The organism is Nostoc sp. FACHB-133, from assembly GCF_014698055.1.
In the GTDB taxonomy this organism is placed as follows: Bacteria; Cyanobacteriota; Cyanobacteriia; order Cyanobacteriales; family Nostocaceae; genus Nostoc.
Genome location: NZ_JACJSH010000014.1, coordinates 55,689 through 80,042, shown reverse-complemented (window position 1 = coordinate 80,042; position 24,354 = coordinate 55,689). Strand labels below are relative to the sequence as shown.

General features: G+C 40.6%; 15 protein-coding genes. 6 read left to right on the top strand and 9 right to left on the bottom strand.

Going from position 1 to position 24,354, the window contains the following annotated elements; translation table 11 throughout:
* Positions 1 to 12: 12 nt before the first annotated feature.
* The 3 genes from H6G86_RS13840 to H6G86_RS13830 form a co-directional block, all read right to left on the bottom strand.
* Positions 13 to 1,086, bottom strand: coding sequence for a glycosyltransferase family 4 protein (locus H6G86_RS13840; RefSeq protein WP_190934807.1), 1,074 nt, complete (start codon positions 1,084 to 1,086; stop codon positions 13 to 15).
* Positions 1,087 to 1,849: 763 nt separating this feature from the next.
* Complete coding sequence (locus H6G86_RS13835; RefSeq protein ID WP_190934806.1) at positions 1,850 to 2,548, bottom strand: class I SAM-dependent methyltransferase; 699 nt, start codon at positions 2,546 to 2,548, stop codon at positions 1,850 to 1,852.
* 556 nt (positions 2,549 to 3,104) lie between these two features.
* Positions 3,105 to 3,719, bottom strand: a complete 615-nt coding sequence (locus tag H6G86_RS13830) for a PEP-CTERM sorting domain-containing protein (protein WP_190934805.1) — start codon at positions 3,717 to 3,719, stop codon at positions 3,105 to 3,107.
* An 811-nt stretch (positions 3,720 to 4,530) separates the two neighbouring features.
* Between H6G86_RS13830 and H6G86_RS13825 the strand changes: the two genes are divergently transcribed.
* Genes H6G86_RS13825 through H6G86_RS13815 form a run of 3 tightly spaced genes read left to right on the top strand, consistent with a single transcriptional unit; the run spans position 4,531 to position 7,004 of the window.
* On the top strand, positions 4,531 to 5,949 hold the full coding sequence (locus tag H6G86_RS13825; protein ID WP_190934804.1) for an eCIS core domain-containing protein: 1,419 nt from the start codon (positions 4,531 to 4,533) through the stop codon (positions 5,947 to 5,949).
* 24 nt (positions 5,950 to 5,973) lie between these two features.
* Positions 5,974 to 6,306, top strand: coding sequence for a DUF8820 family protein (locus tag H6G86_RS13820; RefSeq protein ID WP_190934803.1), 333 nt, complete (start codon positions 5,974 to 5,976; stop codon positions 6,304 to 6,306).
* Positions 6,306 to 7,004, top strand: a complete 699-nt coding sequence (locus H6G86_RS13815; RefSeq protein ID WP_190934802.1) for a DUF6745 domain-containing protein — start codon at positions 6,306 to 6,308, stop codon at positions 7,002 to 7,004. Before H6G86_RS13820 ends, H6G86_RS13815 begins: the two co-directional genes overlap by 1 nt.
* 76 nt (positions 7,005 to 7,080) lie before the next feature.
* On the opposite strand, the gene H6G86_RS13810 is transcribed toward H6G86_RS13815, so the two are convergent.
* Positions 7,081 to 8,928, bottom strand: a complete 1,848-nt coding sequence (locus H6G86_RS13810; RefSeq protein ID WP_190934801.1) for a vWA domain-containing protein — start codon at positions 8,926 to 8,928, stop codon at positions 7,081 to 7,083.
* Between the two features lie 288 nt (positions 8,929 to 9,216).
* Between H6G86_RS13810 and H6G86_RS13805 the strand changes: the two genes are divergently transcribed.
* The 3 genes from H6G86_RS13805 (at position 9,217) to H6G86_RS13795 (ending at position 17,327) form a co-directional block, all read left to right on the top strand.
* Positions 9,217 to 9,573: a Rieske (2Fe-2S) protein gene (locus H6G86_RS13805; protein ID WP_163928064.1), complete on the top strand. Its 357-nt coding sequence runs from the start codon at positions 9,217 to 9,219 to the stop codon at positions 9,571 to 9,573.
* Positions 9,574 to 9,989: 416 nt separating this feature from the next.
* Positions 9,990 to 10,853 (top strand): glycosyltransferase family 2 protein, encoded by an 864-nt coding sequence (locus H6G86_RS13800; protein ID WP_190934800.1) that lies wholly within the window; start codon positions 9,990 to 9,992, stop codon positions 10,851 to 10,853.
* A gap of 810 nt (positions 10,854 to 11,663) precedes the next feature.
* A complete protein-coding gene (locus H6G86_RS13795; protein WP_190934799.1) occupies positions 11,664 to 17,327 on the top strand; it encodes a PAS domain S-box protein in 5,664 nt (1,887 codons plus the stop codon).
* 528 nt (positions 17,328 to 17,855) lie between these two features.
* On the opposite strand, the gene cupA is transcribed toward H6G86_RS13795, so the two are convergent.
* From cupA to H6G86_RS13770, 5 genes are all read right to left on the bottom strand, one after another.
* Positions 17,856 to 19,163 (bottom strand): CO2 hydration protein CupA, encoded by a 1,308-nt coding sequence (gene cupA, locus H6G86_RS13790; RefSeq protein WP_190934798.1) that lies wholly within the window; start codon positions 19,161 to 19,163, stop codon positions 17,856 to 17,858.
* Position 19,164: 1 nt separating this feature from the next.
* Positions 19,165 to 19,755 (bottom strand): CDP-alcohol phosphatidyltransferase family protein, encoded by a 591-nt coding sequence (locus tag H6G86_RS13785; protein WP_190934797.1) that lies wholly within the window; start codon positions 19,753 to 19,755, stop codon positions 19,165 to 19,167.
* A gap of 36 nt (positions 19,756 to 19,791) precedes the next feature.
* Positions 19,792 to 21,288, bottom strand: a complete 1,497-nt coding sequence (locus H6G86_RS13780; RefSeq protein ID WP_190934853.1) for an NADH-quinone oxidoreductase subunit M — start codon at positions 21,286 to 21,288, stop codon at positions 19,792 to 19,794.
* Between the two features lie 115 nt (positions 21,289 to 21,403).
* Positions 21,404 to 22,129: a carbonic anhydrase gene (locus H6G86_RS13775; RefSeq protein ID WP_190934796.1), complete on the bottom strand. Its 726-nt coding sequence runs from the start codon at positions 22,127 to 22,129 to the stop codon at positions 21,404 to 21,406.
* A gap of 61 nt (positions 22,130 to 22,190) precedes the next feature.
* Positions 22,191 to 24,068, bottom strand: a complete 1,878-nt coding sequence (locus H6G86_RS13770; protein WP_190934795.1) for an NAD(P)H-quinone oxidoreductase subunit F — start codon at positions 24,066 to 24,068, stop codon at positions 22,191 to 22,193.
* Positions 24,069 to 24,354 lie beyond the last annotated feature (286 nt).

Genomic DNA, 24,354 nt, shown 5'->3' with positions numbered 1-24,354 from the left:
CAATACCTAAAGTTAATTAAATTGTGATAACGAATTATAGATATCGGCTAAACGAATGGAGCAATTTTTAATATCTAAAGGTTCGACATTTTTCCTAGCATTACTGCCCAAAGTAAGTCGTAAATTCTCATTCTCAATCAATAATTCCATCGCTGAGGATAACTGTTTGATGTTTCCTGGGGTAACTAACAGACCATTTTGATTTGAAATCACTAGTTCAGAAATCCCTCCAACAGGGGTTGCAATCACAGGTAAACTCCAACCCATAGCTTCTAAAATCGCCAGAGGCAGACCCTCGTTGTAAGAAGGCAAAATAAACACATCTGCTTGTGACAACACTTCATCCCGTTTTTCGGAATTAATCCAACCCAGAAAAGTTACCTGGTCTGAAAGGTTGAGACTAGCAGCCAACTGCTGCGCTTTTTCAATTTCACCATCTCCTGCCAGAATTAGCTGAGTATATTTTTTTTGATGATTTGGCAGGTTAGCAAATGCCTTAATTAAATCAAATGTCCCTTTGCGTTGACCAACTCGCCCACAACAGACCAAACTTATTTGAGTCCGATTTTTTCGTTCAGGAACCTCTGTAGGTAATTCGCATGGGTTAGGCAAGACAATAACTTGCTTGGGATTTAAACCTAGATTTAACACATAGTAATCTTGCCAACTTTCTGAAAGAACAACAAACCCTTGGCAGTGCTGAAATATTTTACTTAAAACTTGCTGTACTATTTGAGGAAGTTTAGCGTAAGTTAGATGAAATTCGGCACCATGAGTGTGCATCAAGACGGGCTTATCAAAGAGAAAGGCAATAACACAGCAAATCGCTTTTCGGAAAATGCTACCACCATCAGAAATCTGAATGTGTACAACATCTATTTCTTGACTTGATAATTTCCATAAAAATGTAGCTAGAGCTTTGGCGAAAACAATTACTCTGTAGGTAATTGAGCCTTCATCATGGGTGCTTATATGTTGTATTTTGAACTGAGGAAGATTATGCTTAATTATCAGTTTTTCAACCGTTGCTATTCCTCCATTTTGCTCTAAACTAGGCCCTAGCATTAATACCTGTAGTTGCTTCATGGACGTTAACCTCTGGTTCTTTTTAAAGAATAATTAAAGTCTCAAGCTAACGCCCTGGCTTGTGGGTTTAGTATAGTAGAGAGTAAGCCTATTTTGTAAACTCAAGTTTTAGGATAAGATATCATATTGACAGAGATATTACAAAGCTGTGACAAAAATCTGACTATAGATATTTTAAAGGATCTAAATTTGTGAGGATAAATCATCCTCCTTAGGGCGTAACCCCTAAATATTTCCGTTTCGATTTCCCTGCGATATTAAAGTTGAGAAAACATGCTGTTTTTGTATATTTAATACCTGACAAAAAGAAGGAGACTCCGGGAGCTAAACCTGAATCTCTTAATTGGAGCCAAATTTCGGCTTCTATTTCTATAAATGCATCCTTTTTTATACGTAAACAAAAGCTTAAATGAAACTGATTGGGTAAATCTAGCGAGCATATCATCAGGGGCAAAATAGACTGAAAGTATTGCTGTTTATGCTTTTAAGTTATCAGTGTCTATTGAATTGTCTAGACATAGTTCGCGCTCATCTGCCCAAAGTTACCACAAGGGGAAACGAAAGGATAAGGGTTTTAGCCATATCCTTTCATATTACAAACTCAGATTTTGTACTACTTGCCCCTCATGACACGCTTGCTAGATTTACCTCATGTGAGTACTGTTTGTAATACTCAAGCTTCATATATTAGATATTTAATCACATTTCGCCTAGATTAATGTCGGGTTATGTGGATTCTCCGACAAGCTGCGAGGCGATTCGATTACTTTGCTAAAACCAATAGCGAGAATCTTCCAAGAATCCTTACAGCTAAATCCTGATTAATGGAGAACAGCAATTTTCTTGGTACGTTTAGTAAACTGCTTTTCCATCCACCACGATTCTGAAGTTCCAAGCAAGGACACGTATAGAAATAATCCAATACTTCGTACCCTGTATCTTTTAGGGTTGCTAGTGCAGTTTCCTTAGTAAAATAATGGATATGCCCATACAAAAGCCTATCTTTCAATATAGGAGAACTGCGTAAAACAGTTTGCACTGACAAATCTAGAGGAATATGGAATAGTTTGTATTTTCCCTTCTCTTTTAGTTTCCGTAAGAAACCAAAATATTCCTCTACGTGTTCAAATACATCAATTGCCATCACCAAATCAAATATTGCTTCTTTTTCATTCAGCAAATCCTTCAAAAAAAAGTGAAGTTTTTTATTGCTTTTACTATTACATATTTCAAATGCATTAGTGGATATTTCATATCCATAAAAGCTTGTTTTATCACTAAATTCAGTTTGCAGAGAATTCAATATTTCACCAGCTCCACATCCAATTTCACATATTGTTAATGGATTCAGATTATTTCTCTTGATTATCTTGGCTATTTGCTTGGCTTTCCACGGCGAATCTTCTTCATGCCAGGTTGGGTGATTTTGAAGGTATGTACCATCTTCATAAATAGTATTCATAGCTTTGTATTGCTATAGGCAACATTTATTACAACAAACTCTATATTACATAAAAAACTATCAAATCGCAGTTAGTAATAAAAATTTAAATACCATGATGTTAGGAACATACAGAACAGGGCCGAACCCCCTATACAAGAGGGTTTACATAGTCTTTGCTTAACCATCCCTTCCCGGTTAGCTCCAATGTCAGTAAGCGATTTGGTCGAAATTTTCCGCGATCGCCTGCTCTAAAAAGTTAATGTTGCGCCCAAGTGGGGGGCGGCATTGCCTGAACCTTTTGCAAGTAACAAGAACACCGCAGCGAAAAGTATATGGGTCGTTTCCGCCTTTCCTGAACTTTCCAAGACGATTATCTGCAACTATAATTGGCATGGAGCTGAGATGGCTGTACGTCCGGGAATTATAGGTTGGAAACTATTATCCTACTTAAGTTCGATAATTTGTTACTTTTTTGTATATGACATTGTTATACGCAACAAAAAATTAAGAAACCCGGTTTTTTTAAAAACCGGGTTTCTTATACTCTGCGCCAATTAAAATTACTGACTGCTTATTATAGTGATTTCCGACGACGAGAAATTACCATACCACTAGCAGCTAGACCTAAACCAAGTAAAGTAGCTGGTTCTGGAACTGCTTGAGGAGCTGGATTACTACTGATATTAGAAACGAATAATGAAGCATGAGATAAAGCTTTTCCTGCATTTCCACTACCATTTAAATCAACACCAATGGTATTGAAAATTCCTGTCAAACCATCAGACCAATCATAATTTTTGAATAAATAGGCACTGTAATTAGTGCTGCTCTTCAGACTTACTACAAAGGTGTTACTAGTTAATGGCTGAGAAAGACTCCAACTGCCAATATTAGTACCGTTAGCTGCTGTAAACAGAGAGTTTGTTTGATCAGATTTAGCAAGTAGTGTCCAATCAGCATTACCCACAGAACTGGCAAATAGTCCACCATCCAAGAGAGTTTCTAAAGGATTACCTGCACCTGTATCATTACCAGAAAACGCGCCTGCACAAGCTGTGGCATTTACTCCTCCAAGAGAGATATTGCTGGTACTGCATACAACTGCCTGTGCTGGTGCAGCCACGAATGCACCACTGATTCCGGTAGCTAGTAAAACTGAAGCTGATAAATGGAGAAATTTGCTTTTCACTTTTGATGCTGCCTGAGATTTCAAGAATTAAATTGTATTTTAGAGAAATGTTTATATCAATCCATAAGTGTATTCACGACAGGAATTACATGCCTACTATGTATATGACATTAATAGTCATTCATGATACAAAGTAGGCATATAAAATATCTTATGAAATTTGCATAAACTTTTGCTCACTAGTATGAGCTTATGTCTATCGATATACAATTGTCTCTATTTTTGTTTCAGTTTCATCAAACTTTTAATAATTAATTACTCATATATTTTTATAAATAAGTTGGCTAAATCTACGTAAAAGCTACCTATCTTTTAAAAGACTATGACAATATGTCATCTGTATAATATTGGTTATTTGTAAGTATTTTCTCTCATGAAATTATATTTTATAGTAACTAAAAAGTCCGTGAATATACCAATATTGCTCGGTTAAGTAAAATGGGGAGAAAAGAAAATGGAGCAACCTAATTTGGAAGTGCTTTCGATTTAGCACAGTCACGACAGTAGCGATGGACAGTTACTGCAATTTTTACGAGAGCGTGAGCGTACTATGTCGGGCAGAGGTCTGACTAAAATTATTTTGAGTACAAAATGTGCTGGGGGCCTTTTGTTCTGAAGCGTCGGGTTAATAAATAGGGACAAGGGTAATTGTTGGATATCGCTATAAAGCAACTTGGGTGGCTAAATGTTGGATTTCAAAATTAGACTTTAGTCTATATCAATGTTATGTAGATATAATTATAAAATTTGGATGAAAGATGCCTAAATACCAGAGATAAGGGGTTTGCTAAATTAATGTAGGAAGTGAGAGATGAGCGATCGCACTTTTCGGCAACACAACGCAGGTACGTCAAATTTTACAAATCCATCGCTTGTCTCATCAACTATTCCCACATTGGCAAATGCGACACGCGGTTTTGGTTTACCAACAAATAATACTCCACTCGAAACAGTCACTGAGGTAGCAAGCGACCTTCAAGAAGCCCAGTCTGCTGATGAGCAATCATTAGAACCAGAAGCTATCAAAGAAAAGCCTCTTGTTCACGACATTAGTCGCATATCTTTGCGTCGTCCACAGCCGCAACTTACAGTTAGCCAGCCAGGAGACCAGTATGAGCAGGAAGCCGACTCGGTTGCCAACAAAATCATGTGGATGACTAAGCCTGAGCCAAAGATAAATTTGGGTGAGATGGGTTCACAAGATATCATGCAACGAAAATGTGCAGCTTGTGAGCAAGAAGAGGAAGTACAAACTAAGCTGTCACTACAACGGGCGACTGATGGCAGCGTCCAGAGTGAGAATAACATTGAGAGTCAGTTAAATAGTAGTAAGGGTGGGGGAAGCCCGTTATCTGCCGAAGTGCGAGAGTTTATGGAACCACGCTTTGGTAGTAACTTTAACAATGTGCGAGTACATACTGACTCTAATGCTGTGCAGATGAGTCAGTCGTTGGGAGCGCAGGCATTTACTCATGGTAGTGATGTTTATTTTGGTGCAGGGAAATCACCTGGTAATAACGAGTTGACAGCCCATGAGTTAACCCATGTAGTACAGCAAACAGGCAAGGTACAAAAACAAAGCGATACATCCACAGCACCAGTCCCTCTTGACCAGGCATCTAATGGTATGCCGCCCAAAACAGGTACAACCAAAATTGACCACAAGAATACTACAATTACCGCTTCTGGGAAAAACATTACCGAAGCAATTACAAACTTAACATCACAAGGAAAGGGCGAAGCGGGTAGTGTTACTTGTGCCCCAGAGAAAAGTGTCAAAACTTACCAAGCTGACGATCGGTCTGCTGAAATTATCTATGAAGCAGACGTTCTAGTCACAGAAACTAAGGCAATGCCCGTCTGGACTGAACTTGACAAACAATGCGAACCCGTTAAAACAGAATGGGCAAGGTTTTATAGCGCTCTGGATCAGCACGAAAATGGGCACATTAGTATTGACGAGAAGGCTTTTAAAGATTTACACAAAAAGCTGCTTGGCAAAACAACCTCAGCAGCTGACACGATTTTTAATGATACTTATACTAAAGCTAATACTGATAACAATACCTACGACACCACAACTAAGCACGGGCTGACTCAAGGTACAGGAGTAACCCCGGTACAATGCGGCACAGAAAAAGTTTCTCAAAATGGAGATGAATCAAATGCACAGATAGAAGTTCAAACTAAACAGATAGAGCCGAAAACGCTACAACAGGATCTAATCTGACTATAGGATTTAGTAATAATAAAGATGTTTAACAACAGCAATAACTCCCAGGCTAGTATTCTCTACAGACATGGCGACGTTTTAATTAGACATATTGCTAGCTTACCTGTCGGCGCTCAGAAGCGTGTAGGTGCTACTCTAGCTTATGGTGAAATTACAGGACATAGCCATCGCATTCAGCAATTTCATGCTGTTCAGTTGTGGGTACATGGTAGTGACCTTTTTCTAGAGGTTAAAGAACCAAGTGCCACTTTAGTTCATGAAGAACATCGGGCGATTGAATTACCAAAAGGGCTTTATCGCGTTTGGAGACAACGCGAATATCGCCCTGATGCCTATGTGGAGGTAGTAGACTAATGCTCAAGATCATGTCTAATGGACGTGTGCCAAATAAACCAATTAAGCAGCGCCCAAACCAAAGCCACGAGCCTGTATCGGCTGAATATGCTCGAAAACTTATCCTTGAGCATCGTGCCTGGGATGGGATGCGCGTTTTAGGCCATCTGGATTTAAGCGGTGCGTTGGATATTTACAATCTACCTGAAAATCTCACCTGTGAAAGTCTTGATATCAGCGATTGTGTAAACCTCACAACCCTTCCCACAGGACTCCACGTTACTTATTGGATCGAGTTAGCCGGAAGTGGGATTACTAGTGTATCTGCGGGACATGGTTTTGTCTGGCGCTGGCGAGGCGTGGAAGTGACAGATAAAATTGCCTTTGAATCCCAGTCTCTAACGGGGCAAGATATCCTCAATATAGAGAACGTTGAGTTGCGCCGCGTGCTGATTGAGCGTCTGGGATACGAGACATTTTTGCAGCAAGTGGGAGGATTGATCCGCGATCGCGATCGTGATGCTGGGGGAGAACGTCAACTAGTCTACATCCCTTTTGAGGATGACGAGCCGCTTATGGTATTGAAAGTCACCTGTCCATCTACAGGACATATTCATATCTTGCGGGTTCCCCCTTATATGCGGAGTTGCCATCAAGCAGCCGCTTGGATTGCGGGCTTTAATAACCCAGATGATTATCACCCTGCGATCGAGGCGTAGTTAGCTCTAAATACTCTGCGGTTTAAAAGCGATTTATTTAACCGCAGAGGCACAGAGAACGCAGAGATTTTATGAGTTAATTGGTAGTAGTGGGTTGGACAAATCGCTTAATTTCACCACATGCAATATAAGACTTTCCATCAGGTGCTGTTTTGACTTCATCAACGACATAAAGCATCCCTTCCTCACGAACCGATCGCGGAAAACGCATATTCCAATCTGGTTCATAGCCGTCGGAAACCACTCTAGCGCGTAGCTTGCTGCCATCTTTGACACACTGAATAAGAATGCCGTCTTTTACAACATCAGTTGTGGGAAGATCGGCAGCACTGGCAGGGCCTTTAGAGGCTTTGCCTGTATAAGCTATATTCGATTGTCTAGGGGCAACGAAGATATCTGCTTCACCGGGTTGAGCAAAACGAGTGATATTGCCACGTACACGATAGAAAGTGCGATCGCTTGAGAGTTCCAGCCCTTCAACAACGTACCTTGCTCCCTCTGCCCGAATACTCCGGGGAAACTGGACATTTTTGGCTGAATCGTAGCCTTCAGATATGACTTTGACCCTTAGTTTACCCCCTTCACGAACGCAATACAATTCAACACCTGAGCCAACTTCATTAACAACCGGCATTGCGTAGACTTCATCACCAGCAGTAACACCGCGCCCCACCAGATCGTTGCGATTGCGGTTCATTGTCTGGTAAGACTGATCTCGCAATTCTTTACGTCCGGCATTACCTAGAGCTTTTTGGGCGATTCGACTTGCGAAATACTCAAGCTGATCGATCTCTTCAGCAATTTCAAAATTCTCGTTTAACCCTTTATCCCGCAAATCTTTCACCAGGCTACGCAGGGTTTCTTCCGCTTCCTGGTGTCTGCCATGTTCAGCTAAATCGAGGGCAGTCTCTTTAGCCTTAGCAATGGTGAGGCGGCTCAGTTCAAGAATGATATGGCTTGTAGAGGCAAAGGCTGCTTCCTCAACAGTGCCAACTTTGGCGATGATATCTGCTGTGCCTGAAACGTTTTGAATGAGGTCATTTTGGATAACGTCAGCGCTGTAATGCAGTTTCATCACAGGTAACTCACCAACTTGAGCGCTTGATATCAGCAAACTTAAACCGAGAAGTTTGTCTTCACCCTCATAAAGCTCTCCCAAGCTGATAACAGCCTGACCAGAATCATTCTGGCTAACTTTTGCAAGACTTAAAGTATCAACAAGACTGACACCTTCAGCTAACTCAAGTTTCACTGTGAGGTTTTGTCCTACTACTGCTCTGAGACTGTCTAGCTCAATACTAAACACTTCAGTTGCTTCATCGATGCTTTGAATGAAGTAGAAGTTTCCCCTGGCAGCCCTTGCCATACCAATCAGCAGGTCTTCATTAAAACCCTGAGCAAAACCTAATGTTGTTGTGGTGATACCTTCCTCAGCTTTTTGTCCTGATGTTGCCGTTAGTACCTTGGGGTCTTGAATGCCCATATTGGCGTGACCATCGGTAAGCAAAAGAACACGGTTGATTTTTTGCGGATCGAGTCGCGTTTTGACGTGTTCACAGCCTTTGAGCCATCCCCCCGATAAGTTGGTAATACCGCCTGCTCTTACTTTGCGGATAGAATCTTTCAGTGTGGCTTTGTTAGTTACAGCTTGGGGTGGTACAACGCTATATACTTCATCGTCGTAAACAACTACTGAGAGAATGTCATCTGGCTCAAGTTGATCTACCACAGACTCAGCAGCTTTGAGTGCATGATGTAAAGCAGCACCTGCCATAGAGCCTGAACGGTCAATTACAAGAGAAAGGTTAAGGTTCCGTCGGGGAGATTCAGCTATGTCAGGGCGAAAACGTAGCAGAATATTAGTCTTTAATGAAGATCCGGCGGGGAGAATAGATTGGTCAAATTCGTAACTTGTCTTAATCATTTTTTATATCCCTCAAAATTGTCTGTTATGAGCTACAAGCTTTATGATGCAAGGATAGAAAGTGCTTTTTTTAGTTTACCCAGAAACCAGTTTATTCAGTGTGTAAATGAACTTTACTGTAAGATTTTATAGCGGTTCTGTCTTGCCAAGGTTAGCAAAGCTCATCGTAGACATGGCTTGTTCGGGAGAAGTTTGCAATCTACTGACTCCTTCCTACTACTGAAAGGCGATCGCACTGGTCACAATTGCGAGAAACTGAAAGCAGATATATTAGGAGAGGAGAACCTAATGAGCTGGACTAAAGTTCTTGCAGTCGAAGCACTTTCCCCAGGTACGCGAGAAGTGGTGAAAGTTGGCAACCGTAAAATTCTGCTTTTGAATCACGAAAATCAGCTTTATGCTGTAGATAACACCTGCCCTCACTTAAAATTACCTCTGAAAAGTGGCAAAATAAAAGATGGAGCAATTGTTTGTTCTTTTCATCACAGTGCTTTTGACCTGCGGACTGGTGAAGTACAAGACTGGTGTTCTTGGCCACCTGGTGTAGGCAAGGTACTCTCATTGGTTTCACAACCAAAGGCGTTGCCGGTGTTTCCTCTTCGTGTGGAAGAAGGTAGTATCTGGGTTGATGTACAAGAGGAATAGCACTCTCTCTCGATTTAATACCATTGGACAAACATCAGAAGTTGCCAGTAGGCTACAAAATGTTACCTAAACTTTTTGCAGCGCTTTGCCTATTCATTTTTGAGTGACAATAGAAATATCAGAAACGGAGGATTGGCAAAAAACAACCTCCGTTTTTATGGCCTTCTCAATGCCTCAATTAAATATCAAGAATTCTATTGATCGCTACAGTTCATCAAATAGTTGTATATTGTCATTGATCAGGAATACCCTTAGACAAATTTCCATTTATCACTTACATACACGAACGCAATTTACGTATTTACACCGATTTTGATTACGTTATAGACTTGAGCCAATTGGGAACTATATGATCGGAGATCAATTCAATTATTTGAATTATTTTTGTTTGCAATACGCATAAAAGGCTCTTGCTAATGATTAGTATAATTACACCAGTTTATAACGGTGGGAAATTTATAGAATCTTGCCTTCAAGTTGTCATTGACCAAAATTGTTTAGAAGTAGAGCATATCATTGTTGATGGAGGTTCAAGTGACAAGACAGTAGACATTATTCAAGATAAAGCCAATCAATATCCCCACATACGTTGGATTAGTGAAAAGGACAAAGGACAATCTGACGCTATGAACAAAGGAATTGCTATGGCACGAGGAGAGATTGTTGGTGTTTTAAATGTTGATGATTTTTATGAGATAAATCTTCTTAACCGCATCTGTGAGATTTTCCAAACTTTACCAGAACCTAGCTTGATTGTTGGTAACTGTAACATCATTAATCAGAAAGAGCGGCTAATCTTTATCAATAAACCTAGCCAATTACGAACAATAGATTTACTGTTAGGAAGACGACTTAATGATGATGGAATTATCGATGCTTCTTTTCCAGTAAATCCATCTGCTTACTTCTATCATAAATCATTACATCAAAAAATTGGACTCTATAAAGTAGAATATCATTATTCAATGGATATAGATTTCCTTTTGAAAGCTGTTTGTTCATCTCATGTTAAGTATTTCAATGAAACTTGGGGTAATTTTAGATATTATCCAGGAACTAAAACATTTGATGATTCTGCAACAGGAAGCAGTTTAGCGCGAATTGAAAAATTATTTAATGATTATATTAAAACCCTATCTTTGATGGAACAATGGCAGATTTGGTTAGCTAGGAATATAAATTTTACCTTCTTAAAAATCTTTTATTTTTCCAAGCATCCAGAACGATTGCTTGAATCTATTAAGCAGAGGTTAGCTCAACAGGACTTATGCAAAAAATAACCCAAAGCTTGATTTTTTTCTTAGAGGTTGTTTGAAAAGTGTTTTGCTGTGACTTTAGGCACTTTGAGATCCCCCCAACCCCCCCCTTAAAAAAAGGGGGAACCGGAATCAAAGTTCCCCTTTCTAAAAGGGATTTAGGAGAATCTAGAACTTTTGATACTGACAAGAAGACTTTTCAAACATCCTCTTAGGGCAATTCATGTAGACGCAAAGCAGTGATATCTATTCCGGTGGATGGGTTTGGCCTTAGTGTAAACCTGTGGGAAAGCAAGCTACGCGTAGTGTCTCATAGATAGGTTCGAGCATCAGCCGTAGGGTATTTGTCCCTATCGTATGTAGTTTTACTAAGCCTTGCAAGTATAGTAGAACCTGATAAAATTACTTTTTACTTACAGCAGATTTTAAGTTTGTGAGTAAAAAAATACTCTAGCCAAGTTGTAGCGTACCCTCGCCTTAACAAGAGGAGGGTTTAGTCGTGCGGTTTTGTTGGCTATCACCTAAAATGCGCTCATTCATGGATTTTAGAATCCTGATGCAGAATTGAGGTTAAGCCATAGTATAATCGCTTCCAAATGGTTTTTGTATAAAAGTTACTTTCTGTATTACAGTGTAATTGTTGTTCTTACAGAGTTTGATCCACAGTTACAGAGAGTTTGCCTTAACTTTGACACACCTAGATTCTAAGGTGAAGTATGGTGGTAAGCAACGATCATTATATTTACAATCTTTTAATAAGGTTTTGCTTTCTGATTTCATGTTCAGTTTGATTCAACAATTTATTCCTGATTGAAAATTAGTTTAGTAACTGATATGGATGCTAAAAAAATCAAAATTTTATTAGTTGATGATAAGCTAGAAAATTTACATTTTTTATCAGACATCCTTCACAACCAAGGTTATCAGGTACAAAGTTCCCTTTCTGCAGAATTGGCAATCAATAGGGCGCTGGCTTTTCCTCCTGATTTGATTTTACTAAACTTTCTCATTTCAAAAATGAATGGTTATGAGGTTTATCAAAATTTAAAATCTCATCAGAAAACTCAAGAGATTCCAATAATTTTTTTTGGTGTTTTAGATGAATTATCGGAAGAAGTAAATATTTGTGATTTAGGCGATGTTGACTATATTACTCAACCATTCCAAGCTAAAGAAGTTTTATTACGCATACAAAATCAACTAACTCTCCAAAGGCTGAAAAAACAGTTAAAAGAACAAAATACCCAACTGCAAGAGGAGATTAAAGAACGTCAACGGGTTGCTGTTGAGTTAAATCTTCGGAACCAACAGATAGAAGAAATTTTCACAGAAATTCCTGTTAGCCTTAGCAAAGCTTTTTGTAGAGAAGTTTACCAAAGCGAACGCCTTTTAGTCGAAGCTGCTCTTAAGAAAAGTGAAAGTCAATATCGCCACCTAGTGGAGACATCCCAGGATATGATCTGGTCGGTAGATATTGATGGACTAATTACTTTTGTTAATCCGGCAGTCAAGCAGATTTATGGCTATGAACCCCAGGAGATGATCGGGCGTACCTTGACTGATTTTATCTCGCCTCAGCAAGTTGCTAAAGATAAAGTAGCCTTTGAGCGTGTTTTCCGGGGAAAGCCGATATTTCAGCATGAAACTACCTGTGTAGCGAAAGATGGTACTTTACTCTATTTAATGTTTAATGCGATCGCATTACGCAACGAAGAGGGTTTAGTCAGAGGTATGACAGGTACTGCTAGTAATATTACACAGCGCCGAGGTATAGAAAGATTGCTGGAAGAAAGCGCGATTAAGCTCCGCAATCATAACCTAGTGCTAACCCAACTGGCACAAAATCAAATCCTTTATCAGGGTGACTTGAAAGCAGCTTTGGGTAAAATTACAGAAACAGCTGTTAAAAATATAGGAATGGAACGAGCCAGTGTTTGGTTGTATGACGAAACAGGCTTGAAAATCGAATGTTTTGACTTGTTTGAGGGCAGTCGCAATCAACATAGCGAAGGATTTTCTTTATCAGAGGCAGACTATCCAGCTTATTTTGCAGCTTTGCAACAAGATCAACCAATCGCCGCAGATGATGTCCATACCGATCCCAGAATTAGAGAATTTTCTCCATCTTACTCAAGATTAAATATTACCTCTATACTCGATACACCAATTAGGCAGGAGGGAAAAACCGTAGGGGTTTTATGTTTGGAGGCAGTGGGAGTTGCTCATCATTGGACGCTAGAAGACCAAAATTTCGCTCGCTCTCTGGGCAATTTAGTATCCTTGGTGCTAGAAGCAAAAGAACGTCAACGCGCCGAAGCCGCACGGAGGGCTTCTGAAGAAAAGTTAGCATCAGCTTTTCGGTCATCTCCCGATCCCATTGCCTTAATTACTGTTCCTGACAAACGCTTCGTTGAAGTTAACGATAGTTTTTGTCGGTTTTTTGGTTATTCTCATTCTCAGGTTATCGATCGCACCGATCAAGAATTGAATATTTGGGTGAATCCAGAAGAATATAATTTTCTCACCCAGATGCTGCAAAAAACTAAAGCTATTCGTAACTATGAGGTTGATGTCTGCACGTCCACAGGGGAAATTAGGACAACCTTGTTGAGTGCAGAAATGATCGAGATTGATGGGAAATGGTACGTACTAGGCACAGCGAAAGATATTACTGAACGCAAGCAGGCAGAAAATGAAAGCCGTTTGTTACTGTTGACAACCCAAGCTATCACTCGCGCCAATGATGTCAATAGCTCTTTAGCACTGGTCTTGCGCTTAATTTGTCATACTATTGGCTGGGATTTTGGTGAAGCATGGATACCTAATGAAGATAGAGCTGTTTTAGAACACACCCTGGGCTGGTATGGTGAACAAAGCAATTTAGAAGAATTTTGCCGCCACAGTCAAATTGTGAAATTTCCTCTGGGAGTGGGACTACCAGGAAGAGTTTGGCAGAATCAGGAACCAGAATGGATAGAAGATGTTTCAGAAGTTACAGAACCAATTTTTTTGCGATCGCAACAAGCAGCAAAGGTAGGATTAAAAGCTGGTTTTGGTGTTCCCATACTGGCTGGAAACGAAGTATTAGCTGTTTTAGTGTTTTTTAAACGTAGTTCAGTATTGGTAGATAGACGTTTGCTTTTGCTAGTAAATGCTGTTGCTGCTCAGTTAGGTGGGTTGATTGAGCGTAAAACCCTAGAACAAGAATTAGCACTCAGAGAAGCTCGTCTCAATGCCTTTTTTACGGGGGCTCCCGTCGGTATGAATATTGTAGATAACCAACTGCGGTTTGTGCAAATCAACCAAGTGCTAGCGGAAATTAATGGAATAGCCCAGGAAGCTCATATTGGTAAGACCATCCATGAAGCCTTACCCAAAATGGCCAGTGTCGTAGAACCATTTTATCAACAGGTTCTGTTGACAGGTAAACCCATCCTCAATCAAGAATTAAGCGCCGCATCAATTAAACAACCAGATATTATCCGCCACTTCTTAGTTTCTTATTTTCCGATTCCTGGTGAGGACGATCGCCTCTCTGGTGTGGGCGCGGTTTTAGTAGAAATTAGCGAACTGCAAGCAGCACTACGCGAACGGCAAGCCGCGCTACGCGAACGCAAACATGTCGAACAAGAACTACGTTTAGCTAACGAGCGTCTTCAATATCTACTTACTTCTAGCCCTGTGGTGATTTATAGCAGCAAAAAAACATTAGGCAATTTTAGCACTACCTTTATTAGTAAGAACGTTAAGGCAATGGTTGGTTACGAAGCGCAGGAATTTGTCGAAAATCCTAATTTCTGGCTGCATCATGTCCACCCAGAAGATATTGAATTGATTTCAGAAAAATTTTCCCAGTTGGTTGAGCAAGAGTATACTTCCTACGAATATCGATGGTTACACGCTGACGGAACTTACCACTGGTTTTACGAAAAGATGAGGTTAATTCGTGACGAAGCTGGTAAACCTATAGAATGTGTCGGTTATTGGACAGACATCAACGATGCTAAACTGGCAGAATTAGCTTTACAAACAGGTCGGCAGCGATATCAACTGCTAGCAGAAACCTCACCAGCTTGTATATTCCACACTGATGTGGATGGTAATGTCTTATATTTTAATCAACGCTGGAGTGAAATTAGTGGATGCAATTTAGAAGAGTCTCTGGGAACCGGTTGGACAAAAGCCGTACATCCAGACGATCGCGAGCAGCTATTGTTGACATGGAATCAAGCAAGAGCTGCTAAAGTTATGTATAAGTACGAACATCGCTTTTTGCGTGATGATAGTACAGTTGTCTGGGTAATTTGTCAGGCTTTGCCAGAATTTCGAGATGATGGAGAAATAAAAGGTTATATCGGTACGATTACAGATATTACTGAGAGAAAATTGGCAGAAGAAGCCCTGCGTGAGAGTGCAGAACGGGAAAGAGCGATCGCCCAAGTGATTCAAAGGATGCGCCAAACATTAGATTTAGAGACTATATTTGCAGCTACAACCCAAGAATTACGGCAAGTACTCAATTGCGATCGGGTTGTTGTTTATCGTTTCAATCCTCAATGGAATGGCGAATTTGTCTCTGAGTCTGTAGGTAATGGTTGGATTTCTCTGATAGAAGAACATAACAACGATCCTAATCTCACAGAAGGTGTCTTACAAGAAGGACGTTGCCTAGCAAAAATTTTGGATAGTGGGGATAATCAAGCGGAAGATGCTGATATGCAAGCAATTCAAGATGGCATTTACACACAAGGCGCAACTTTTCGCTGCGTCCCAGACATTTACAATGCTGAGTTTCATCCCTCTTACATCAGCCTTTTAGAACGCTTTCAGGCAAAAGCTTACATCATTGTCCCTATTTTATATGGTAGTCAGATTTGGGGACTACTAGCGAGTTATCAAAATTCCGATTCCCGCCAATGGAAATCAGGAGAAATCAACATCGTAGTTCAAATTGGCAATCAGTTGGGTGTGGCTTTACAGCAGGCACAATTACTGGCGCAGACTCAAAGGCAGTCACAAGCATTGCAAGAAGCTGTGATCACAGCTGATGCTGCCAACCGCGCCAAAAGCGAATTCCTCGCCAACATGAGCCACGAACTGCGTACCCCACTCAACGCCATCCTCGGTTTTACCCAAATCATGAGCCACGATCATGCTTTATCTACAGAACATCAGCAAAATCTAGCAATTATCAATCGTGCTGGCGAACATCTTCTCAACTTAATTAACGACATTCTGGAAATGTCTAAAATTGAAGCTGGCAGAATAACATTAAATCTCAACAGTTTTGACTTAATTCGCCTCTTAGAAAACCTGGAAGAGATGTTGCGTTTCCGCGCCACTTCCAAAGGCTTAGAATTAAATTTTGAATATACATCTTACCTTCCGCAGTATATCCAAGCTGATGAAAGTAAACTGCGTCAAGTATTGCTTAACCTCTTGGGAAATGCAATCAAATTTACCGATACTGGAAGAGTAATGTTACGCGTAGCGATGGAGGATATGGGGGATAAAATTTTACCTCATCCTCCTCATCTCTTCTTCGAGGTTACAGATACTGGTCGCGGTATTGCGCCACAGGAAATTAACTTGCTGTTTGAAGCATTTGGGCAAACTGAAACTGGAAGAAAATCGCAACAGGGAACTGGACTAGGTTTAGCAATTAGCCGCAAATATGTGGAACTAATGGGAGGAAACATTAGCGTTACCAGCATTATTGGTGAGGGAAGTACATTTGCCTTTGATATTCAAATTGATCTAGCCACAGCCAGCGAAATCCAGATCCAACAAATTAGACGACAAGTTCTGAGTTTAGCACCCGCTCAAAATGAATACCGCATCTTGGTGGTTGATGACTCCACAGACAGCCGTTTAGTTCTAGTAAAAATTCTGACATCTATCGGTTTTGCAGTCCAAGAAGCGGCAAATGGCACGGAAGCGATCGCACTTTGGCAACAATGGCAACCACACCTAATTTTTATGGATATGCGGATGCCAATTATGGACGGCTACGAAGCCACCAAAATTATTAAAGCTAGAGAAGAAACTTCAGTCCCAAATCGCAAGACGATTATTATTGCCTTAACCGCTAATGCCTTTGAAGAACAACGAGAGGCAACAATCAAAGCTGGTTGTGATGATTATATTAACAAGCCTTTCCGTGAAGAAGAATTATTAGAAAAATTGAGTGAATATTTAGAAGTTCAATATATTTATCAAGAAGATAACTATCAGATAAAGAATGCAAACCAACAAATAACAGAATCAATCTTGAAGCTTACAGATTTAGTTCCTCTATTGTCTGAGATGTCGCCTGAATGGGTGAAACAGGTGTATACTGCCGCAGCCCAATGTAGTGATGACTTAATTTTAGAATTGATTGAACAAATTCCTTCAGAAAATGCTATGTTGAGCAATTTTATCCAGAATTTGGCTCATAATTTCCAGTTTGAGAAAATTATGGAATTGACGAGTATTGCAGGAGTATTATCTGGTTAATAACAATTATTAACTGAGTAATAATAAGATCCAACTTAACTTCCCGACACGTTTCTCTACAAAACTAAAATGTAGTAGATCCTCCTAAATCCTCCTTAAAAAGGAGGACTTTGAGGGGTTTTTGCACCCAAATATGCACCCAAATATATCGAGAAGTTGGGAAGCTCTTTCTTCCGGGGCAAAATATCACTTATACCAAGCATATTACTTTTTAAAGGTTACTTGGGAGTGATCTCAATACTTCTCGGTTAAGGGGAAAGAAAAAACCTTTAACCCTTACCCTTTTCCCTTTACCCAAAATCTGATTCCGAATTAAAAATGCTTAACCGACAAGTATTGGCTTGGGAGTGATCCAATACGGTTCAGTTAAGAGCTACTGGCAAAAATTTTGGGTTTTCAAGACGCGATAAATCGCCGTCTCTACAAGTGTTTTGGTCTTATCTGAACTGTATTGGGGAGTGATCTCAACTAACTTTCAAAAAAATAATAAAAAAAGCCCCCCTTTTTAAGGGGGGTTGGGGGGATCTCTTATCTATAATCTTGCTTTTGAATACTTCCTAAACGAGCAGCATCACGAATATTATAGTCGGATCGAGTAAAGCGATTTAGCTGCATTTCAAAAAAATCTCGATTGGCTTGTAAATGTTTGGGATTTTGGTCATCTAAAGGATATAAAAGTGCAGTTCTCAAAGCTTGAATTACCGCAGAAGTAACACAGTACATTGACCGTTGAAAACTAACTCCCAACTGAATCAACATATCTTCTTCACCCCGGCAATGTTGGCTGTAATAATCAACAAGATATGGTGGCAAAAAATGCAGCATATCTTGCATTAATAATGTCGGGGGAATGCCAGCAGTACCCACTGGAAACACATCAGCATAAAGAATACCATAGTGAAAGTCTTTTTGGTCTTCTGGTACTTGACGCGCTTGAGCATTATAAGATTTTGTCCCTCGGAATGGTGCAGTGCGATAGAAAACAGCTTCTACGTAAGGTAATGCGGCTTCGTATAGCCACATGAAACCCTTGGATTTAGGGATAATTTCGTAACATTTGCCGCGAATATAAACGTGATGGTAAATGGGACGACCTGCGATCGCAAATATACCATTAACTATGAAGCTCATTGCCTCTGGGACGCTGGTAATAGTACCTTCGTCATAGCGATCGGACATTTCAAAGAACACTGGGGCCATGATTTCCCAGAATAAGCCCAGATTAGCGTAGTATGACATCTGGCGGCACTGTTCCAAGAACATATCGGGGAACAGCTTGTAAAGCCCCAGCATTACTGGGTTCCCTTGGAAATAAGCTTTTATTGCTCGGTCAGCGTTGGCTTTGTATTCGTCTGAATCGAGGTAAGGGTCAAATTGTCCACCCATCCCTCTGTGCCATAACATCGCCCGCATACAAGCTTCAGCAAACTCCATGTTAATGCGATCGTGGAACAAGTGATGGAACAGTTTCGGCATTTTGAAGGTTTCACCCTTCTCCATAAATGCCAAAAGTTCTGGATGTGCAGTAGCTTCGCCACGCCAAATTCGCAAATCGGCATCATCGCCAGCGTAATGATTATGCAATTCTAAATACTCTTTGGGTAAAAAGTATTTAAAGAAGGGAAGCGGGTTTAAAAATTCACGTTCGGCAATATAAAGTAGGTCGCGCCAGTAAAAATCCATCGGCACAGCATAAGCTTTATATAAACCGATGATTTGCATCAAATTTTCTGGAGTATCGGGTAACATTGCACCGCCTGCTTCTAAGCGGTGAATTACTTCGGCAAATTCGTGCGTTGAAGGAGGTAATTTAATTGCTGTTTTAATTGCTGTCATATTATTTAGTAATTGGTGTTAGTGGTTCTTGACGAATATTTAAGGCATGAAAAATGCTTAAAACATCATGTGTCCAAACTGGTAATATTAGCGTCATAGCAATTTCTTCAACGCTATGAATTGTGCCAGCAATACAAGTTAGCCATAAGGCAACTCCGGCGTAATCAAAGCCAAACAGGGCAATAATGGCAATAAAAAGGGTGATTCCCCAAAATTTTGCTGAATAAGTGTGATAGCTAGCGGGTTTACCATATTTCACTAAATTCACTACCCACCACAGCAATTGAGCAAAAACAATCATTAGCAAAGGGACGCTATAAGTAACGAGAATATCTTGATGAACTATCCACGCACTGATGAAGATACAGCTAAAAAGGCAGACATCAGCCCAACTATCGGCTTGACGCAATTGGGCAGTGCTAACACCTAATCGTCGCGCAATAATGCCATCAAAAATATCTGAGAGAAAGGCTGCGACAAAACCGACGATGAACCAAATACTGGTTTTGCCATCCAGGGCATCTAATAGGAGAAATGGAGATATCAAAAAGCGAAATAGAACAAGACCAGTGGGAATTAATGTGAGATTCATCCTTCCTCCTTTATCGATGCGTAACTCTCTGATTGATTACTTCAGCGCGACTTCAGAGATTACGGTTTTTTCCAAAGAGGGAATTGCAGCCACCATTGTTGTAGTTGTAGATTCACTCCAACGCACTAACCAAGTGGGCTGTACTCCCAAAAAGATGATAAAAGCTGCCAAAATTAAAGCTGGGATCTTCTCAGACCAAAGAACTTTGGGATAGTAGGCGACGTTATCGAGTCTGCCGAAACAGGTGCGGTTGAGGAGGATGACAAAATAAACTGCGGTTAATCCACTAGCTACTACACACAAAATTGTCGGAATGGGAAAGGCAGAGAAACTACCTTGAAAGACGATAAATTCGGCGATGAATCCTGTTAAACCGGGAATACCTGCGCTAGCCATTCCACTTAAAACTAGTAAGGCACTAATTAGGGGTAAACCACGTATGGGACTCATTAAACCATTGAGTTTATCTAACTCGCGGGTGCCGACTTTGGCCTCTACAACTCCCACCAAGTGGAAGAGAATCGCCAGGATGATACCGTGGCTGAACATTTGGGCGACTGCACCAACGAGTGCTAAGGGAGTACTAGCAGCACCAGCTAGCAAAATATAGCCCATGTGACCGACGGAACTGTATGCTACCATGCGCTTGATATCTTTTTGGGCGATCGCAATTACTGCCCCATAGATAGCGCTGATTGCTCCCCAAATAGCCAGAGTCGGTGCAATAATACTCCAAGCATGGGGGAACATACCCAACCCAAATCGCAGCAGTCCATAAGTTCCCAACTTTGCCAACACACCACCGAGAAGAATGGCAATTGGTGCTGAAGCCTCAACGTAAGCATCGGGTAGCCAAGTATGGAAGGGAACTAAAGGAATTTTAATACCAAAACCTAAGACTATTCCGGCTAGTAAAAGGATTTGTTTTGCTGTTGACAGATTTTCTGTAGAGACTGCATCAAAAGCAAAATTGGTAGAACCACTCAGCCATACCATACCCAAGAACGTTGCCAGAATTAATGCTCCTGAAACCGCAGTATAAATCAGGAATTTCATCCCAGCATAACCCCGTTTTGCTCCTCCCCAAATGGAAATTAGTAAGTAGAAAGGGATTAATTCTAGTTCGTAGAATAGGAAGAATAGTAGCAAATTCTCCGCGAGAAAAGCACCTGCAACTCCTCCACTCACTAATAAAATCATGGAGTAGAACAGCCGGGGACGTTCAGTTTCTTTACTACTGGTGTAAATAGAAATCCAGGTGAGTAGACTATTTAACACCAACATTAATATAGAAAGCCCATCAACACCTATTTGATAACTCAAACCCAGAGTTTCATTCCAGGGCAAATACTCTTTAAATTGCATTCCTGGATTGATAATATCAAATTTTAGCAGGATAAATAGGTTCCAAGAAAGAACTATACCTGATAAAATTAATGCTGTTAAACGAATACGATGCTTAGGGAAACTTGCAGGTAATATTGCTATGAGAGCGGCGGCTAAAATAGGGAGCCAAATCAAAACACTTAACATGGTATCTTTGTCCTTTTTCCTTTGTCCTTTGTGCTTTGCCCTTCGTCGTTTGTCCTTTGTCATTGATGACTACTCTTAGCCAATGACCAATCACTAATGACAAAGGATAAAAAAACTAATCTACTATACTGATTCTCCCAGTATCTAAATCGTAATATCCACCGACTATTTTCAGCTTTTCTGCCTTGATTAGTTCAGATAAAACTTTGGATGATTTCAATTTTTCAATTTGTGCCAAAACATTTGCTTTACAAGCGTTTTCTATCTTATCTCCTGATTGGTCTTTTGAGCTTTCTACACTCGGTTTAATTGCCTCAATTAAACTCCCAATTTGTCCTGGCACTTCACCACCTTTAATTGCAGCACTTACAGCACCACATCTTTCATGTCCCACTACCATGATGACTTTAGCGCCTAATATTAAGCTACCAAATTCCAGGCTACCGATTTCTTCTGGCGTAGCAATATTACCAGCTACACGGCAGACAAATAAATCTCCAAGTCCTTGGTCAAAGACAATCTCTGAAGGCACTCGTGAATCTGCACAACCTAAAATAGAAGCAAATGGCTTTTGACCTTTGGCAACTTCGACTAAACGTGAACGTGTTTGGTGAGGATTGCGCCGTTTTGCTTTGACAAATCTATCATTCCCATCTAGTAATTCTTGCAATGCCTTATCGGGATTAATATCATCTTCTGCTGGCGCTGCTGGGGCTTTTTTTTCGGCTGCAAGTAAGTTTGAGCTAAGTCCAACTGTCAATACCCCTGTACCGATCGCACCTGCACCAAACCTTAATAAACCCCTTCTAGAAAGATTGATTTGGGGATGTCGTATGCTCATGAAATTCTCCTGCAAATTTTATACTAAACTATCTGCTTGTTTGTAATCAAAGGGTGTTTAACTACCCAACTGTCGAAATTTGAGAAATCACATTTAAAAACTGCACTCCCCAAAATGGCCAAGCTACCCATATTCCTAAAATGCTCACTCCTAGTAGGACGGTTAAGGCGTAAAATTGGGTTTGCCCAGAGGTGCTGTATTTTAAACTTTCGCCACCTAATAGCGAAAATAAACCAACCAAATTAACGATGCCATCGACAACAAAGCGGTCAATCATATCGGCCAGTTGGGAAATTTTGGCAACGCCAAAAATAATGGTTATCCGATAGAGTTTGGGGGTATAAAAGTCGTATGCGAACAAGTCTTGGAGACCTTTCCAAGGGAGGCGAATTGGTTTAGGAATATTGCCTAAATAAACCACACCAGTGATGCTGCAACCGGAAATACTCGACCAAATTAAAAGTAGTACGACATCTTTGTTTAGAGTTGCCCAATCGGGTAAAAGTGATAAGCTTTGCAACACTAAAGGAAGATGTAGACTAAAGGCAAGTAAAATTACCATTGGCAAAATCATTGGCCAGTGTGCTTCAGGCGATCGCTGACTCATTTGGCTAGCTTTACCACCAAAAATTAAACCGAATTCTCTGGTTAAACTCACGGCTGTCAAAGCGTTTACCGTTATCACTACTCCCACTAACAAAGGTTGCGTTTCCCACAACCCATCTGCTAGTGTCACTAACGCCCAAAAACTACCCAATGGTGGAAAACCAATTAACCCCAAAGTGCCGACGATAAAGGCTATTGCTGAAATCGGGCGACGTGTCCACAATCCGCCTAATTGGGTGACATCTTGGGTGATGCTATTCCAAATAATTCCCCCGGTACTCATCACCAATAGGGCTGCGGATATAGCATGGGTAAGTACTAACAACAGCGCTGCTTCATCTTGTTGCGTTCCCACAGCGATGAATACTAAACCCATGTATGCACTGACAGAATAGGATTGGCAGCGTTTAATATCAACTTGAGCGATCGCAATTAAAGAAGCACCTACTGCCGTCACTACCCCAATGGCCACCATAGCAGAAGACACTATGGGCGACAGGCTTAACACAGGTTGCAGTTTAATCAGCACCCATGCACCACTAGCAACTACTACCGAATTCCGCAAAATTGTACTGGGAACTGGGCCTTCCATTGCTTCATCCAACCACAAATGCAGTGGGAACTGGGCACATTTACCCATTGGCCCGGCAATTAAGGCTAAACCTACCAGTGCCATTGTTGTCGGGTTGACGTTAGCAGTCGCCGCCCACTGAGCTAGTTCTGGATAACTCCAAGTTCCAGCTAGGGGCCATAATGCCAACACGCCCATTAGCAAGAATAAGTCTCCTACCCGCTTGGTTAAGAAAGCATCTCTGGCACCTGAGACTACCAACGGCTGGCTAAACCATAAGCCAACTAGTAGATAGGTTCCCAGTGTGAGGACTTCCAAAATTACATAGCTGAAGAACAAGTTATTACACAGAACCAGGGCACATAGTCCAGCTTCAAATAATCCTAATAAAGAATAGAAGCGTCCCCAACCCCAATCCATCTCCATGTAACCGATGGCATAAATCTGCGCCAGCAAATTCAAACCAGTAATCACAACTAAAGCGCCGACACTCACTGAGGATATTTCTAAAGCAATGGTGAGGTCTAAACCAGCTGTAGATAACCAAGGAATAAATACTTCTTGGGCTGGTTGATTCCAAGTTGCTTGTAAGGCGATCGCACTATGCACAAACGCCAAAAATGTCATCACCAAGTTTATGTAACCCGCCGGTCTTGGCCCCGTTTTCCGAATAATTCCCGGCGACCAAGGTACGGCTAACAAGCCACCTATTAAGGCATAGCAAGGAACTAGCCAAACAGTCTCAAGTAGAAACTGAGCCATCAACTTACCTCTAGATTTGCATCAAAAGTTTGGGGTTTTGAATCAACTTACATTGATCCCTATTAACCCAGCGATGTCTACTACGGGCTACGCCTACGCAGGTAAGACAATTTTATCTTTATTTAATCTTGTTAAAATAGCTTACCGTTATATCCGTCAAAATGGAATTACTTTATATAAACAAATGTAAGATAAATACTCTAAGGAAATCTTATATAATCAACCATTTGAGTAATGAATAATAGCTATTGCTTTTTATCTATGAACATGAGTTTTTACTTATTGA

Excerpts from the sequence above, each read along its gene's own strand:
- H6G86_RS13820 (WP_190934803.1), top strand. The coding sequence starts at position 5,974 with ATGTTTAACAACAGCAATAACTCCCAGGCTAGTATTCTCTACAGACAT.
- H6G86_RS13800 (WP_190934800.1), top strand. The coding sequence starts at position 9,990 with ATGATTAGTATAATTACACCAGTTTATAACGGTGGGAAATTTATAGAA.
- H6G86_RS13770 (WP_190934795.1), bottom strand. The coding sequence starts at position 24,068 with ATGGCTCAGTTTCTACTTGAGACTGTTTGGCTAGTTCCTTGCTATGCC.
- H6G86_RS13785 (WP_190934797.1), bottom strand. The coding sequence starts at position 19,755 with ATGAATCTCACATTAATTCCCACTGGTCTTGTTCTATTTCGCTTTTTG.
- H6G86_RS13810 (WP_190934801.1), bottom strand. The coding sequence starts at position 8,928 with ATGATTAAGACAAGTTACGAATTTGACCAATCTATTCTCCCCGCCGGA.
- H6G86_RS13795 (WP_190934799.1), top strand. The coding sequence starts at position 11,664 with ATGGATGCTAAAAAAATCAAAATTTTATTAGTTGATGATAAGCTAGAA.
- H6G86_RS13840 (WP_190934807.1), bottom strand. The coding sequence starts at position 1,086 with ATGAAGCAACTACAGGTATTAATGCTAGGGCCTAGTTTAGAGCAAAAT.
- H6G86_RS13825 (WP_190934804.1), top strand. The coding sequence starts at position 4,531 with ATGAGCGATCGCACTTTTCGGCAACACAACGCAGGTACGTCAAATTTT.
- H6G86_RS13805 (WP_163928064.1), top strand. The coding sequence starts at position 9,217 with ATGAGCTGGACTAAAGTTCTTGCAGTCGAAGCACTTTCCCCAGGTACG.
- H6G86_RS13780 (WP_190934853.1), bottom strand. The coding sequence starts at position 21,288 with ATGTTAAGTGTTTTGATTTGGCTCCCTATTTTAGCCGCCGCTCTCATA.
- cupA (WP_190934798.1), bottom strand. The coding sequence starts at position 19,163 with ATGACAGCAATTAAAACAGCAATTAAATTACCTCCTTCAACGCACGAA.
- H6G86_RS13775 (WP_190934796.1), bottom strand. The coding sequence starts at position 22,129 with ATGAGCATACGACATCCCCAAATCAATCTTTCTAGAAGGGGTTTATTA.
- H6G86_RS13815 (WP_190934802.1), top strand. The coding sequence starts at position 6,306 with ATGCTCAAGATCATGTCTAATGGACGTGTGCCAAATAAACCAATTAAG.
- H6G86_RS13835 (WP_190934806.1), bottom strand. The coding sequence starts at position 2,548 with ATGAATACTATTTATGAAGATGGTACATACCTTCAAAATCACCCAACC.